Annotated in this window: 11 protein-coding genes and 1 pseudogene; 2 read left to right on the top strand and 10 right to left on the bottom strand. The window is 61.3% G+C overall.

Translation table 11 applies throughout. The features are described from left to right. Positions 1-20 precede the first annotated feature (20 nt). The 9 genes and pseudogenes from V3C40_RS26860 to V3C40_RS26820 form a co-directional block, all read right to left on the bottom strand. Positions 21-746 carry a hypothetical protein gene (locus V3C40_RS26860; protein WP_219329333.1) on the bottom strand — a complete coding sequence of 242 codons (726 nt, stop codon included), beginning with the start codon at positions 744-746 and terminating at the stop codon, positions 21-23. A 47-nt stretch (positions 747-793) separates the two neighbouring features. After that, a complete protein-coding gene (locus tag V3C40_RS26855) occupies positions 794-1,342 on the bottom strand; it encodes a hypothetical protein (RefSeq protein ID WP_331778981.1) in 549 nt (182 codons plus the stop codon). Between the two features lie 351 nt (positions 1,343-1,693). Further along, positions 1,694-1,801, bottom strand: a pseudogene (locus V3C40_RS28360) (zinc-ribbon domain-containing protein); the annotation flags it as partial. A gap of 281 nt (positions 1,802-2,082) precedes the next feature. Continuing rightward, positions 2,083-4,344 (bottom strand): YgiQ family radical SAM protein, encoded by a 2,262-nt coding sequence (locus V3C40_RS26845; protein ID WP_331778991.1) that lies wholly within the window; start codon positions 4,342-4,344, stop codon positions 2,083-2,085. 248 nt (positions 4,345-4,592) lie between these two features. Continuing rightward, positions 4,593-4,871, bottom strand: a complete 279-nt coding sequence (locus tag V3C40_RS26840) for a DUF4404 family protein (RefSeq protein WP_034753883.1) — start codon at positions 4,869-4,871, stop codon at positions 4,593-4,595. An 11-nt stretch (positions 4,872-4,882) separates the two neighbouring features. Continuing rightward, positions 4,883-5,095, bottom strand: coding sequence for a VF530 family DNA-binding protein (locus V3C40_RS26835; RefSeq protein WP_070219603.1), 213 nt, complete (start codon positions 5,093-5,095; stop codon positions 4,883-4,885). A gap of 109 nt (positions 5,096-5,204) precedes the next feature. After that, a complete protein-coding gene (locus V3C40_RS26830; RefSeq protein WP_331778979.1) occupies positions 5,205-7,358 on the bottom strand; it encodes a M3 family metallopeptidase in 2,154 nt (717 codons plus the stop codon). Positions 7,359-7,586: 228 nt separating this feature from the next. Then, complete coding sequence (locus V3C40_RS26825) at positions 7,587-9,746, bottom strand: M3 family metallopeptidase (protein ID WP_331778978.1); 2,160 nt, start codon at positions 9,744-9,746, stop codon at positions 7,587-7,589. Positions 9,747-9,900: 154 nt separating this feature from the next. Next, a complete protein-coding gene (locus V3C40_RS26820; RefSeq protein ID WP_034753936.1) occupies positions 9,901-10,119 on the bottom strand; it encodes a SlyX family protein in 219 nt (72 codons plus the stop codon). A 160-nt stretch (positions 10,120-10,279) separates the two neighbouring features. On the opposite strand from V3C40_RS26820, the gene V3C40_RS26815 reads away from it, so the two are divergent. Next, a complete protein-coding gene (locus V3C40_RS26815; protein WP_219329336.1) occupies positions 10,280-10,666 on the top strand; it encodes a type II toxin-antitoxin system RelE/ParE family toxin in 387 nt (128 codons plus the stop codon). Beyond that, positions 10,663-11,019: an addiction module antidote protein gene (locus tag V3C40_RS26810; protein WP_051991466.1), complete on the top strand. Its 357-nt coding sequence runs from the start codon at positions 10,663-10,665 to the stop codon at positions 11,017-11,019. The genes V3C40_RS26815 and V3C40_RS26810 overlap by 4 nt, the downstream gene beginning before the upstream one ends. A 7-nt stretch (positions 11,020-11,026) precedes the next feature. Here the strand turns inward: V3C40_RS26810 and V3C40_RS26805 are convergent, their stop codons facing one another. After that, positions 11,027-13,087, bottom strand: a complete 2,061-nt coding sequence (locus V3C40_RS26805) for a UvrD-helicase domain-containing protein (protein ID WP_051991465.1) — start codon at positions 13,085-13,087, stop codon at positions 11,027-11,029. Positions 13,088-13,296: the final 209 nt, after the last annotated feature.

Genomic DNA, 13,296 nt, shown 5'->3' with positions numbered 1-13,296 from the left:
CGTCCCATGGTCATACTGTGTCAGTAGGCCAGCGCCAGTTGCAGCTCGCTCGCAGGCGCCTGGCGCTGGACGATCTGCAGCTTGACGTCCTGGCCACCGACGCGCTTGCTATTCAGGTACAGGGCCGTGCGTACCGGGTAAATGCCCTGCGGCACGCCTTCAGGCATGGGGATCGAGAAGCCGCCCTTGTAGGCGCCGCTGCCGTTATTGCTGCTGACCACCTTGCGCACGGTTTTGATCAGCTCGCCATTGGGCTTGTACAGGCTCAATTCTTCTTCCACCAGCGGGTTCGGATCGCGCGTGCCGGCCGCCACTTCGATGTACGAATTGGTCTGCGCCTTCTGGCCCGGACGCACGGACGACGGCGTAAAGCCCGTCTCGTATTTCACCAGGGTCGACTGCTCGGGCAGCTTGCCCTTGTTGGCCACCTTGTAATCGGCCTGCACCTGCTGCGACGTCTTGACTTGCTGGCTTTGATAATTCAAGGCCACGCAGGCGAGCGCGCCCAGGCTGGCGCCCAGGGCCGCACCGCGCACGGTGTTGTTGCCGCCGCCCAGCAAGCCGCCGACGACGGCGCCGATGCCGGCCAGCATGGCCGTATTGCATTCGCCACTGGCCGCTTCCGTGCCTGCGGTGGTGGTATTGCCCGTGGCGCCAGGGCCGCCCGGCGCGGCGCAGCCGGCCAGCATCGACGACACGACCAGCATCGCCACCAGGGGCTTGGCCATTTGTTTCAAGTTTTTCACGTTATTCTCCGAAAGAATCAAAATAGGAATGGGAGGCAAGCTAGGGCTTACTCGATCTGGATTTGCGACAGCGCCTTGTCTTGCGCTTCCTTCGCCTTGCGCTTGATGTCCTGCGCATGGCGGTTGCCCTTGTCCATGCGCAACACGGCATTCGCATTGGCAATGGCACAGTCGTATTTGCGCTGGCTCATGCAGTGGCTCGCTTCCGACAGGCTGTCCGTGATCACGCTTTCCAGGCCCGTCGTCTGTTTGACAGGCGCCGGTGGCGGGGTCACCTTGACGGGCTTGGCCGGTTTTTCCACGACAGGGGCCGGGGCCGCTGCTGGAGCCGGCTCGGGTGCTGGAGCAGGCGCTGCCGCTGGCTCAGGCTCAGGCTCGGCAGCAGGTGTCGCGGCAAGGTCGCCCGCCGTGCCGCCATCGAGCGCAGCGTCATCGATGGCCAGCGGCTGCTCGGCGGCCGGCGCAGGGTCTTCCTGCACCGGCAAGGCTGCCTCCGGTTCAGGCACGGCGACAGGCGGCTTGCCTGACAAGAAATAGTAAGCGCCCGCACCGCCCAGCAGCACCACCGCTGCGACGGCCGCGGCGATCAGTTTCATGCGCTTGCCAGCCGGTGGGCTGTCAGCCGGCGTGTCGGGAACGCTGTCTGTCACTGCTGCGGGAGCGGTTTCTGGTTCCCGTGCGGGGGCGGGCGCAGGGACCGGATCGGCACGGCGCTTTTCCAGCACGGGCGGTGGCGCAGGTGGCGCGACCGGTTCCGCCACCGGTGCCGGGGCAGGCTCAGGCACGGACACGGGTTCAATGACGGGCGCAATCTCCGGCGCGATGACCGGCTCTGGCAGCGGCGGCGGCATCGCTGCGGCCACCGGCGCCACGGCAAAGCTGAACGCGCACTTGGGGCAGAACCGGGCGTCCGGCTTGCAGTCATGGCCGCACTGGCCACAGGATTTTCCCGGCACCGGGGCGGCAACGGTCGTGGCAACGGCAAACGTCGTGCCGCAGGAAGAACAGAATTTGGCGCCCGGCTTATTCTCGGCCTGGCAGGAAAGGCATTTCAATTGGCATCTCTTTTCATATCAACGCTGGGAGCCGCGTACGCTGGCGATTGCCAGAATGGCAGTATTGTTGACGTACGGCTAAATGTTCAACGAGTATATTTTCAAATACCAAGTTGCCACAAGGGAAAATTGCCTTTTGCTCTATTCAATTTTTAAATATTGGTAAAAATCCTGCCAGCATGGCGTGCTGCGCCCCATGTTGGTGCGCAGATGGCAAAAAACCCGGCAACGCTGTATGCGTTGCCGGGTTCTCAGTCGATGCCGGGGACAGTGACGCTGGCTTACTTGCGTCCGCCCCGTGCCGGTGCGGCATGAGCGCCCTTGGCTGGCGGCTTGCCGCCACGGCCCATCGGCGCGGCGGCCGGCTTGGCCTTGGTCTTGATGGTCGACAGGATCGATGGGCGCACCTTCGACTCGGCGGCCGACGCTTTGGGCGCCGCTGCCGTACCGCCCAGGGCAATGCGGTTCTTGCCCGGCGTGACCTTGAACTTGTCTGGCGTGCCGGCGCCATGCGTCTGGCGGCTGCGTTCGCCTGCGGCCAGTCCGCCCGACTCGGACGAGGTCCAGGCCGGAATCAAATGCTTGTCGCCATTACCGATCAAGTCGCCCCGACCCATGTTGACCAGCGCTTCGCGCAGGATCGGCCAGTTGGCCGGGTCCTGGTAGCGCAGGAAGGCTTTATGCGTGCGGCGGATCTTGCCGCTGCGGGCCGTTTCCACCACTTCCGAGTCCGCCGTGACCTTGCGCAAGGGATTCTTGCGCGTGTGGTACATGGTCGTCGCCATGGCCATCGGCGTGGGCATGAAGGTTTGCACCTGGTCCAGCTTGAAATTGTTCTTCTTCAGCCACAGGGCCAGGTTCAGCATGTCCACGTCCGTCGTGCCCGGATGGGCGGCGATGAAATACGGGATCAGATACTGCTTCTTGCCTGCTTCCAGCGAGAAGCGGTCGAACATTTCCTTGAATTCGTCGTACGCGCCGATGCCGGGCTTCATCATCTTCGACAAAGTCCCCTCTTCCGTGTGCTCGGGCGCAATTTTCAAGAGGCCGCCGACGTGGTGCGTCACCAGTTCCTTGACGTATTCAGGCGAACGTACGGCCAGGTCGTAGCGCAGACCTGAGCTGATCAGCACTTTCTTGATGCCGGGAATGGCGCGCGCCTTGCGGTACAGCGAGATGAGCTTGCTGTGGTCCGTGCCCAGGTTGACGCAGATGGATGGGTACACGCACGACAGGCGGCGGCACGACACTTCGATCTCTTTTTCCTTGCAGGCCAGGCGGTACATATTCGCCGTCGGGCCACCCATATCGGAAATAGTGCCCGTAAAGCCTTTGGTTTTATCGCGGATATGCTCGATCTCGCGCAAGATCGACGGCTCCGAACGGCTCTGGATGATGCGGCCTTCATGTTCCGTGATCGAACAGAAGGTGCAGCCGCCGAAGCAGCCGCGCATGATGTTGACGGAAAAGCGGATCATTTCCCAGGCGGGGATATGCGCCTTGCCATAGCTCGGGTGGGGGGCGCGCGCGTAGTTCATGTCGTACACGCCATCCATCTCGTCCATGGCCAGGGGCAGCGGCGGCGGGTTGAGCCACACGTCGCGTTCGCCATGCGCCTGCACCATGGCGCGCGCATTGCCGGGATTCGATTCCAGGTGGAACACGCGCGACGCGTGCGCATACATGACGGGGTCATCCTTGACGACGTCGTAGGCGGGCAGGCGCACGACCGTCTTGTCGTGCTTTTCCTTGGCCATGGCCAGGCGCTCTTCGCGGCTCATGATGCGGATCGGCTTGATGACTTCGGCCGATTTCGACGCATTTTCCGTGGCGCAGGCGGTCTTGTCTTCCTGCACCATCTCGTAGGGGCTGTAGTGCGGATCGACCTTGCCGGGCACGTCGACGCGGGTGGAGTTGTGCACGCCCCAGTCGTCGCCGGGCAACCAGCCGGACGGCACCATGAAGGCCGTGCCGCGCAAGTTGCGGATATCCTTGATCGATTCGCCGGCGGCCAGGCGGTGCGTCAGGTCGACCAGCGCCCGCTCGGCATTGCCGAAGATCAGCAGATCGGCCTTGGAATCGGGCAAGACGGAACGGCGGACCTTGTCCGACCAGTAATCGTAATGGGCGATGCGGCGCAACGATGCTTCGATGCTGCCGATGACGATGGGCACGTCGGGATACGCTTCGCGCGCGCGCTGGGCGTACACGGTGACGGCGCGGTCCGGGCGTTTATTCGGTTCCGCATTCGCCGTGTAGGCATCGTCGGAGCGGATCTTGCGGTCGGCCGTGTACTGGTTGACCATGGAATCCATGTTGCCGGCGGTAATGCCGTAGTACAAACGGGGCTTGCCGAGGATGCGGAACGCGTCGGCCGACAGCCAGTCCGGTTGGCTGATGATGCCAACGCGGTAACCTTGCGCTTCGAGCAGGCGGCCAACGAGGGCCATGCCGAAACTCGGATGGTCGATGTAGGCGTCGCCCGTGACGAGGATGACGTCGCACTGGTCCCAGCCCAGCGCGTCCATCTCGGCACGCGACATCGGCAGGAAAGGCGCCACGGCAGCGCGGGCAGACCGCTTGGGAACGGTCGCAAATAAATTGGTGGGGGAGCTCATAGGGTACGGATTGTACCGGAATTGGCCATTTCCAACCTGACGGCCTGCTTTTTACTGTTGGATTTCAGTACAAAAAACGTTTATTTTTCAATTACTTGGGAGGAACGGGGCAGATCCGGCGGGGCAATGCGCCCCAGTGGGGCGCATTGCGATCGCGAAGCGACGGACCCCGATCAAATTCCCATATTCGCCAGAATCTCACCAAGTTCCCGCAACGCCGGCTCCAATTTCGGGTGCTTGACGGCAAACTTGGCCGACAATTCCTGGCTGCGCTCGGCCAGGCCATAGGTGGTCGACTCTTCTTCCTGCTCTTGCGCGGCGCGCTTTTCCATCAGCAACTTGATGTCGACATCGAGTTTTTGCAGCAAACCATGCAGTTCTTCATCGACGGGGCCGCTGGTTTCCAGTGTCGAATGCAGTTGTTGCAGCGATTCCTTGAGTTTGCTATCCATGTTTTTTCCTGTCAGTCAGTAAATTGCGTGTCCAGGAACAATTGTTCCACCTTGCTCCTGGCCCACGGGGTCTTGCGCAAAAACTTCAGGCTCGACTTGATGCTGGGATCGCTGATGAAGCAATTGATATCGATGTGCTTGGCCAGGCCGTCCCAGCCGTAGTGGGCGTGCAGGCGCGTCACGATACCTTCCAGGGTGATGCCATTCAAATCTTGCTGACTCATATACTCTTTCGACTGCCTTCTTGTTTACATCTTACTCAATTCTACGCCGCCGGCACGGAAAGCTTGCGTGCGCCATGTCAACGCAACGCAAGCTTCTGACGAGGACGTCTTACTTCGCGTTCAGGCCGCGGCGTTCCAGCAGCGGTTCCACGGTGGCATCGCGGCCACGGAAGTCACGGAACAGTTGCAGCGCATCGACGCTGCCGCCGCGCGACAGCAATTTGCTGCGGAACCAGTCGCCGTTCTTGCGTGTCAGGCCGCCGTTTTCCTTGAACCAGTTGACCGATTCTGCGTCCAGCTTTTCCGACCACAGGTAAGCGTAATACGCGGCCGAATAGCCGCCCGAGAAGCTGTGCGAGAAGTAGCTGGTACGGTAGCGCGGCGGCACGGGCGCGTAATCGACGCCAGCGTCTTTCAGCGACGCTGCTTCAAAGGCCAGCACGTCGGTTGGGATCTGGCTTGGCGCCAGCTGGTGCCAGCGCTGGTCCAGCAACGCTGCCGACAGGTATTCCGTCGTCATGAAACCCTGGTTGAATTTCTTCGCCGCCGTCACCTTGTCGAGCAATTCCTGCGGCATGGCCGCGCCGCTCTGGTAGTGCTTGGCATAGTTTTGCAGCACTTCCGGCCAGACGGCCCACATTTCATTGACTTGCGATGGATACTCGACGAAGTCGCTCGGCACGCTGGTGCCGGCAAAGCGCGGATATTTCACGTTCGAAAACATGCCGTGCAACGCATGGCCGAATTCGTGGAACATGGTCGTCACTTCATCGAACGTCAAGAGCGTCGGCTGGCCGGCCGGCGGCTTCGGAATGTTCAATTGGTTGGCCACCACTGGATGCGTGCCCATCAGCATTGACTGCGACACGTATTCATTCATCCACGCGCCGCCATGCTTGTTGCCGCGCGCATAGAAGTCGGCGATGAACAGGGCCAGCGGCTTGCCGTTGGCGTCCGTCACGTCGTAGACGCGCACGTCCGGGTTGTACACCGGTAGATCAGTGCGTTGCTTGAAGCTGATGCCGTACAGTTTATTGGCGGCAAAGAAGACGCCGTTGTTCAGCACGCTGTTCAATTCCAGGTACGGTTTCAGCTCGTTTTCATCGAAATTGAACCGTTGCTTGCGCAGCTTGTCCGTGTAGATGGCCCAGTCGGCCGCTGCTACCTGGAAACCGCCTTTTTCCGCATCGACCACTTGCTGCAGGTCGGCCGCTTCGCGGCGCGCGTTGGCGACGGCCGGTTTCGCCAGTTCCGACAGCAGCGTATTGACGGCCGTCGTGGTCTTGGCCGTCTGGTCTTCCAGCGAGTACGCGGCGTAGTTGGCGTAACCGAGCAAGGTGGCCCGTTCGGCGCGCAGTTTCGCCAGTTTCAATACGATGGCGCGGTTGTCGAACTCGCCGCCCTGGCTGCCCCGGTTCAGCGACGCATCCATCAGGCGCTGGCGTGTCTTGCGATCCGTCAATACGGCCAGCGGCGGCTGGCCGCTCGTATTCACGAGGGCGATGACGAACTTGCCCGTCAAGCCGCGTTCCTTGGCGGCAGCAGCAGCCGTATCGATATCGCTGTCCGTCATGCCGGCCAGCTCGGCGCGCGTGTCGACAACGATGCTCTTGGCATTCGTTTCCTTCAGCACGTTTTGCGCGAAGGCCGTTTCCAGGCCCGCCTGCTCGGCGTTGTAGGCTTTCAATTTTTCCTTGTCCGCATCGGACAGCTTGGCGCCGGCGCGCACGAAGTCCGTATGGTAGCGTTCCAGCAAGCGCAAGGATTCGGCATCGAGGCCCAGCTTGTCGCGCTTGGCGTACAGGGTATCGATGCGGGTAAACAGTTTTGGATTGAGGGTAATCGCGTCGCCATGCGCGGCCAGTTTCGGCGACACGTCCACTTCCACCGCTTCCAGCACGCTATTCGTGTTGGTCGACGTCATGTTGCTGAAGATGCTTTGCACGCGGTGCAGCAACTGCCCCGTGCGCTCGAGCGCCACGATGGTGTTCTCGAACGTGGGCGCCTGGCGATTGTTCGCAATGGCGTTGACTTCGGCCAGCTGGCGTTTCATGCCTTCGGCAAACGCCGGCGCGTAGTGCGCATCCTTGATCAGGCCGAATTGCGGCATCTGGAATGGCAGCGGACTGGCTTTCAGCAGGGGGTTCTGGGCGCTGACGGCGGCGGCGGGCGCGGATTTTGCAGTGGCGGCAGCCATGGCGGATGGGGCGGCGTGGGCCAGCATGACGCTGGCGGCGATGACGAGCAGTTGTGGACGGATCATGACATCTTTCTGAAAGCGCAGGGAAGAGCCGCGATCGCGTCGCGGGCCAGTGGCAGATCATAGCAGCCTGTCACACAGGCGTCATCCAACATGGGCGATCCTGTGGTGCATCGCGCCAACTGCGCGGTTTACCACGGTTTGTGTGGTGATTCGCCAAATAAAAATGGCCACCCATTCATGGCGGCCACTGATGTTCATCACCGGCCAGGCCGGTGACGGGTACGAGGATTACTTGCCGTTCAAGCCACGGCGTTGCAGCAGCGGCTCGATCTTCGCATCGCGGCCGCGGAAGTTGCGGTAGATGTCGAGCGCGTCGGCGCTGCCGCCGCGCGACAGCAGTTTATTGCGGAACCAGTCGCCGTTCTTGCGCGTCAGGCCGCCGTTTTCCTTGAACCACTCGACCGTGTCGGCGTCGAGCTTTTCCGACCACAGATACGCGTAGTAGCCGGCCGAGTAACCGCCCGCGAACGCGTGCGAGAAATACGTGGTGCGGTAGCGCGGCGGCGCCGGGGCGAAATCGACGCCCGCATCCGTCAAGGCGGCCTTTTCAAAGGCCAGCACGTCGGTCGGGATCTGTGCCGGGGTCAGCTGGTGCCAGCGCTGATCCAGCAGGGCCGACGCCAGGTATTCCGTGGTTTTATAGCCCTGGTTGAAATTGTCGGCCGCCGTCACTTTCGCCAGCAGCTCGGCGGGAATTGCCGCGCCCGTCTGATAGTGCTTGGCATAGTTTTGCAGCACTTCCGGCCACAGCGCCCACATTTCATTGACTTGCGACGGATATTCGACGAAGTCGCGCGGCACGCTGGTGCCGGCAAAGCGCGGGTATGTCACGTTCGAAAACATGCCGTGCAGCGCATGGCCGAATTCGTGGAACATGGTGTTGACTTCGTCAAACGTCATCAGGGTCGGCTGGCCCGCTTCCGGCTTCGGAATGTTCAGGTTATTCGCGATCACTGGCTTGCGGCCCAGCAAGGTCGATTGGCCCACATAGGCATTCGCCCAGGCGCCGCCGCGCTTGTTGCTGCGCGCATAAGGGTCAAGCGTAAAGATGGCCAGCTGCGTGCCGTCTTCATTGAAGACGTCGTAGACCAGCATGTCGGACGTGTAGACGGGCAAGTCGGTGCGCTGCTTGAACGTGAGACCATACAACTTGCCGGCGGCAAAGAACACGCCCTTGGTCAGCACGCTGTGCATTTCAAAGTACGGTTTCAACTGCGTTTCATCGAAGTTGTAGCGTTCGGCGCGCACCTTGTCGCTATAGAAAGCCCAGTCGGCAGCGCCCACCTTGAAGCCGCCTTTGCCCGCATCGATAACCTTCTGGATATCGTCCGCTTCACGGCGCGCATTGACGACGGCCGGCTTCGCCAGCTCGCCCAGCAGGGCGTTCACGGCGGTCGTGTCGTGCGCCGTCTGGTCTTCCAGCGAATACGCCGCGTAGTTTGGGTAGCCCATCAGCGCGGCACGTTCGGCGCGCAGTTTTGCCAGTTCCAGCACTTCCTGAGTGTTGTCGAACTCTCCGCCACGGCTGCCGCGCGCTTGCGAGGCGGCCATGATGCGTTCGCGCAAGGCGCGGTTGGTCAGCAGCGACAGCGGCGCCTGGCCCGTCGTGTTGACGAGGGCGATCACGTATTTTCCGTCCAGGCCGCGCTTCTTGGCCAGGCCGGCGGCCACTTCGATGGCGGCCGGCGACAGGCCGTCCAGTTCCTCGCGCGTGTCGACGACGACGGCCGACGCGTTCAATTCCTTCAGCACGTTCTGCGCGAACTTGGTCGACAGGGCAGCGAGCTGGCCGTTGTAGGCGCGCAGCTTTTCCTTGTCCGCCGCCGACAGCTTGGCGCCGGCGCGCACGAAGTCCGTGTGATAGCGCTCGAGCAAGCGTTTCGATTCGGCATCGAGGCCCAGCTTGTCGCGCTTGGCGTACAGGGTATCGATGCGCTTGAACAATTTGTCATTGAGCATGATCGCATCGCTATGGGCCGCCATTTTCGGCGCCAGTTCGCGTTCCAGGCCCTGGATCGTGTCATTCGTATTCGAGCCGGACATCACGGAAAACACGGTGCGTACACGGCTCAGCAACTGGCCCGAGCGCTCCATGGCCACGATGGTGTTGTCGAACGTGGCTGGTTTCTTGTTGTTCGCAATCGCACTGATTTCCGCCAGATTGGCGGCCATGCCTGCCGTAAAGGCGGGTGCGTAGTCGGCGTCCTGCACCTTGTCGAACGGCGGATAGTTGAATGGCAGGCTGCTCGCTTGCGCAAACGGGTTCGAGGCAGGCAAGGCTACCGCCGCGGTAGCGGTGGTGGTTGGCGCCGCGGTGGCGGCAAAAACGGCGGCGGCTGGCGCCAGCATCAGGCTGGCGGCGATGACGAGCATTGTTGGACGGGTCATGTCTTCTTTCAAGAAACGCAAGAGAGCCGCGATTGTGTCGCGGGCCAGCCTGAAATAATAACAGCCTGAAACACTTGCGTCACCAGCAACTACCGATGGTAGCGCGCCCGCCAGTGATGAACGGTTTTCACGTGTCCCGCGTCACGATGCCGATTTAGTAATGCGGCGGACGCTCGTTGACCAGCCCGCCATTTGCCTGCTGCGCGCCGTCGCGCACGTGTTCGCCCAGCTTGTGCAGCATCGCCTCGAGCTGGTCGATGCGCTTGCCCTGCTGGTACACCATCTGGTTCAGCGATTCGACCAGGTCCTCCTGCTGCGCCAGCTTGATTTCGATATCGACGAAACGTACTTCCATCTGTTCTGCATTGTCCATGGTGCTCACGATCATTTCTCACTGAAAGCGGCATTCTACCGCCGTCACGGCGTGAGCCAGGACAAACAAGCGGCATTCTTCCTGTAGCGGTGCCGATTTCTGCCTATTCTCCCCGTATGGCTGAATCAAACCGCTTGACGAATGAGAACAAACGATTACAATGGACGTATCCACTTTGCCTGACCTGATCGATACGCGCAAGACGGCTGAATACCGGCGCTGGGAAGACTCCCTGCACGACGTGGCTGCCGCAGCCATCGATGCACGCATCAAGCATTTGCAGCACGGAAAAAAGGGCGACTGGCGGCCCGTGGGCGAAGGCGTGTGCGAGCTGCGTTTTTTACAGACGGGGCCCGGCTGGCGCGTGTATTTTCACGAAACCAACCTGGGCACCCTGATCTTGCTGCTGCTCGGTGGCGACAAGTCGAGCCAGCGGCGCGACATCAAGCACGCGCAAGCGATACTGCAAACATTGAAGGCCCAACAGGCGGCCATCCGGAAACAAAAAGCGGTGGCCAGCCCATCGACAGGAGCACGAAAAAAATGAACGACCATACTGACGCTGACGGCTTTGACCTCGACGACCTGGACGCATTAGGCCTGAGCAAATTTGATCCCACGCAACACCTGACCAGCAAGGAAGCCGTGGCTGCCTACATGAGCGAAATCGTCGCCACCGGCAACGCCGAACTATTCCAGTCCGCCATGAACGACGTGGTGCGCGCCTACGGCATGGGCAAGGTGGCGGCCAGGGCCGACATCACGCGTGAAGGCGCGTATAAAGCCTTGCGCGAAGGCAGCAAGCCGCGCTTTGAAACCATTTTAAAGATGCTCGATGCGCTGGGCATGCAGCTGGCCATCGTGCCGAAAACCACGCCAGACGGCGCCGTGGAAGCGTGAACGCCGCTTAGCCCTTCGGCGCGGCCAGCAAGGCCTTCATGCGCGCCAATCTCTCCTTGGGCGAAATCACTTCCGCCTCCGTCGGCACGGCGTCGCCCACGTCGAGTTCCATTTCCTTGATGAAGCGCGACGGGTCGCAATGGACTTGCTCGCCGGCACGCTTGCGCTTCTTGCACCACGTGATGTGCAAGGTGCGCTGGGCCCGCGTGATGCCCACGTACATCAGCCGCCGCTCTTCCTGGATGCGCGCGGCGATGGTTTCGGCCGGCGCGTCAGGGTCGCCCTTGTGCGGCAAGATGCCCTCTTCCACACCCACCAGAAACACGTGCGGAAACTCGAGACCTTTCGACGCGTGCAGGGTCGACATGCGCACGGCGTCCTGCTCCTCGTCCTTGCCCTCGAGCATGGTCATCAGGGCCACCATCTGTGTCAATTCCAGCACGTTCTTTTCTTCGCCGTCGCGGTCCTTGCCGCCCCGGCCCCGTTCCTTGAGCCAGTTGACGAATTCCAGCACGTTCTGCCACTTGCTTTGCGCTTGGCGTTCCTCGAAAGCATCGTACAGATACGATTCGTAGTGGATTTCCTTCATCATGTCGTCCAGCACTTCGGCCGCGTTGTCGCCGCTGCCGGCCGCGCCGGGACGGCTGGCGCGCGATTCGAGGTCGTTGATGAAGTTGCAGAAGTCGCGCAGCGGCCCCAGCTGGCGGTCTGTCAGCTTGGCCTCGATGCCGCCTTTAAAAACGGCCTGGAACAGCGAGCACTGCCACTGCCCCGAAAACGCGCCCAGCACCTCCAGCGTCGATTGCCCCACGCCACGGCGCGGCGTCGTCACGGCGCGGATGAAAGCCGGATCGTCATCTTCGTTGGCCAGCAAACGCAGATAGCTGATGATGTCCTTGATCTCGGCCTTGTCGAAGAAACTCTGGCCGCCCGAAATCGTGTACGGGATGCGTTCCTTGCGCAAGCATTGCTCGATGATGCGCGCCTGGTGGTTGCCGCGGTACAAAATCGCGTAATCGGAAAATTTGTTCTTGCGCTCAAAATGGTCGGCCGAGATCATGATGGCGACCTGCTCCGCCTCCTGCTCGTCCGTCTGCATGCCCAGCACCTTGATCGGCTCGCCCAGGCCGTGTTCGGACCACAGCGACTTTTCAAACAGCTTCGGGTTATTGCCGATGACGGCATTGGCCGCGTTCAGCACGCGCATGGTGGAGCGGTAATTCTGCTCGAGCTTGATCACGCGCAGATCGGGGAAATCCGTTTCCAGGGTCTTCAGGTTTTCCACGGTGGCGCCACGCCACGCGTAAATTGCCTGGTCGTCGTCGCCCACGGCCGTAAACATCGGCTTCTTGCCGATGCCCGTCACCATCAATTTCACCAGTTCGTACTGGCAGGTGTTCGTGTCCTGGTATTCGTCGACGAGCAGATAGCGCAGGCGGCGCTGCCACTTGTCGCGCACGGGGCCGTTGTTGCGGAACAGTTCCACCGGCAAGCGGATCAGATCGTCGAAATCGACGGCCTGGTAGGCGGACAAGGTCGCCACATAGCTGCGGTAGATGCGCGCCGCGTTCGCCTCGTCTTCATCCTTGGCTTGCGCCAGCGCCATGTCCGGATCGATCAGGCCATTTTTCCACAGGGACATGGCATTCTGGATGCCACGAATGACCTGTTTATCGGTGGTAATGGCGAGGTCTTGCACGAGGGAAAAGCAATCGTCGCTATCCATGATGGAAAAGCGGTCCTTCAAGCCCACGCCATTGGCTTCCTGGCGCAGGATTTTCACGCCCAGCGAGTGGAAGGTCGACACTGTCAACTGCTTGGCCTGGCGCGGCTGTTTCAACAGCTTGGCGATGCGTTCCTGCATTTCCAGCGCCGCCTTGTTGGTGAAGGTCAACGCGGCGATGGTGCGCGGGTCATAGCCCCGGTCTTCGATCAGGTGGGCGATCTTTTGCGTGATCACGCGCGTCTTGCCCGAACCGGCGCCCGCCAGCACGAGGCAAGGGCCGTCGAGGTAGGTAACCGCTTCACTTTGGGGCGCATTCAGACCGAACTGTGGTGCTTTGGACATCAGGGTATTTCCGCAGGGAACAGCAGCCCATTGTAACAGCGTCGCATGGGCTATTTGCATGGCGGACCCTGCCTGAAAAACAGGCATAGTCATTGATATATCGCCATATGCCGCCATCTTGGCCGATTCAATGCGTGCGGCGATGCCACGCCTGGAGTACCATTCCGCCTATATCGCCCGTGCGCGCCCACTTACCGAATGGCAGTCCC

It is taken from the genome of Janthinobacterium sp. LS2A (genome assembly GCF_036543145.1).
GTDB lineage: Bacteria > Pseudomonadota > Gammaproteobacteria > Burkholderiales > Burkholderiaceae_D > Janthinobacterium > Janthinobacterium aestuarii.
This window is presented reverse-complemented; position numbering and strand designations above follow the sequence as displayed.

Coding starts and splice junctions, on each gene's coding strand:
- V3C40_RS26815 (WP_219329336.1), top strand. CDS start 10,280: ATGGACGTATCCACTTTGCCTGACCTGATCGATACGCGCAAGACGGCT.
- V3C40_RS26840 (WP_034753883.1), bottom strand. CDS start 4,871: ATGGATAGCAAACTCAAGGAATCGCTGCAACAACTGCATTCGACACTG.
- V3C40_RS26820 (WP_034753936.1), bottom strand. CDS start 10,119: ATGGACAATGCAGAACAGATGGAAGTACGTTTCGTCGATATCGAAATC.
- V3C40_RS26855 (WP_331778981.1), bottom strand. CDS start 1,342: ATGAAACTGATCGCCGCGGCCGTCGCAGCGGTGGTGCTGCTGGGCGGT.
- V3C40_RS26825 (WP_331778978.1), bottom strand. CDS start 9,746: ATGACCCGTCCAACAATGCTCGTCATCGCCGCCAGCCTGATGCTGGCG.
- V3C40_RS26830 (WP_331778979.1), bottom strand. CDS start 7,358: ATGATCCGTCCACAACTGCTCGTCATCGCCGCCAGCGTCATGCTGGCC.
- V3C40_RS26810 (WP_051991466.1), top strand. CDS start 10,663: ATGAACGACCATACTGACGCTGACGGCTTTGACCTCGACGACCTGGAC.
- V3C40_RS26845 (WP_331778991.1), bottom strand. CDS start 4,344: ATGTCGCGTGCCGAGATGGACGCGCTGGGCTGGGACCAGTGCGACGTC.
- V3C40_RS26805 (WP_051991465.1), bottom strand. CDS start 13,087: ATGTCCAAAGCACCACAGTTCGGTCTGAATGCGCCCCAAAGTGAAGCG.
- V3C40_RS26835 (WP_070219603.1), bottom strand. CDS start 5,095: ATGAGTCAGCAAGATTTGAATGGCATCACCCTGGAAGGTATCGTGACG.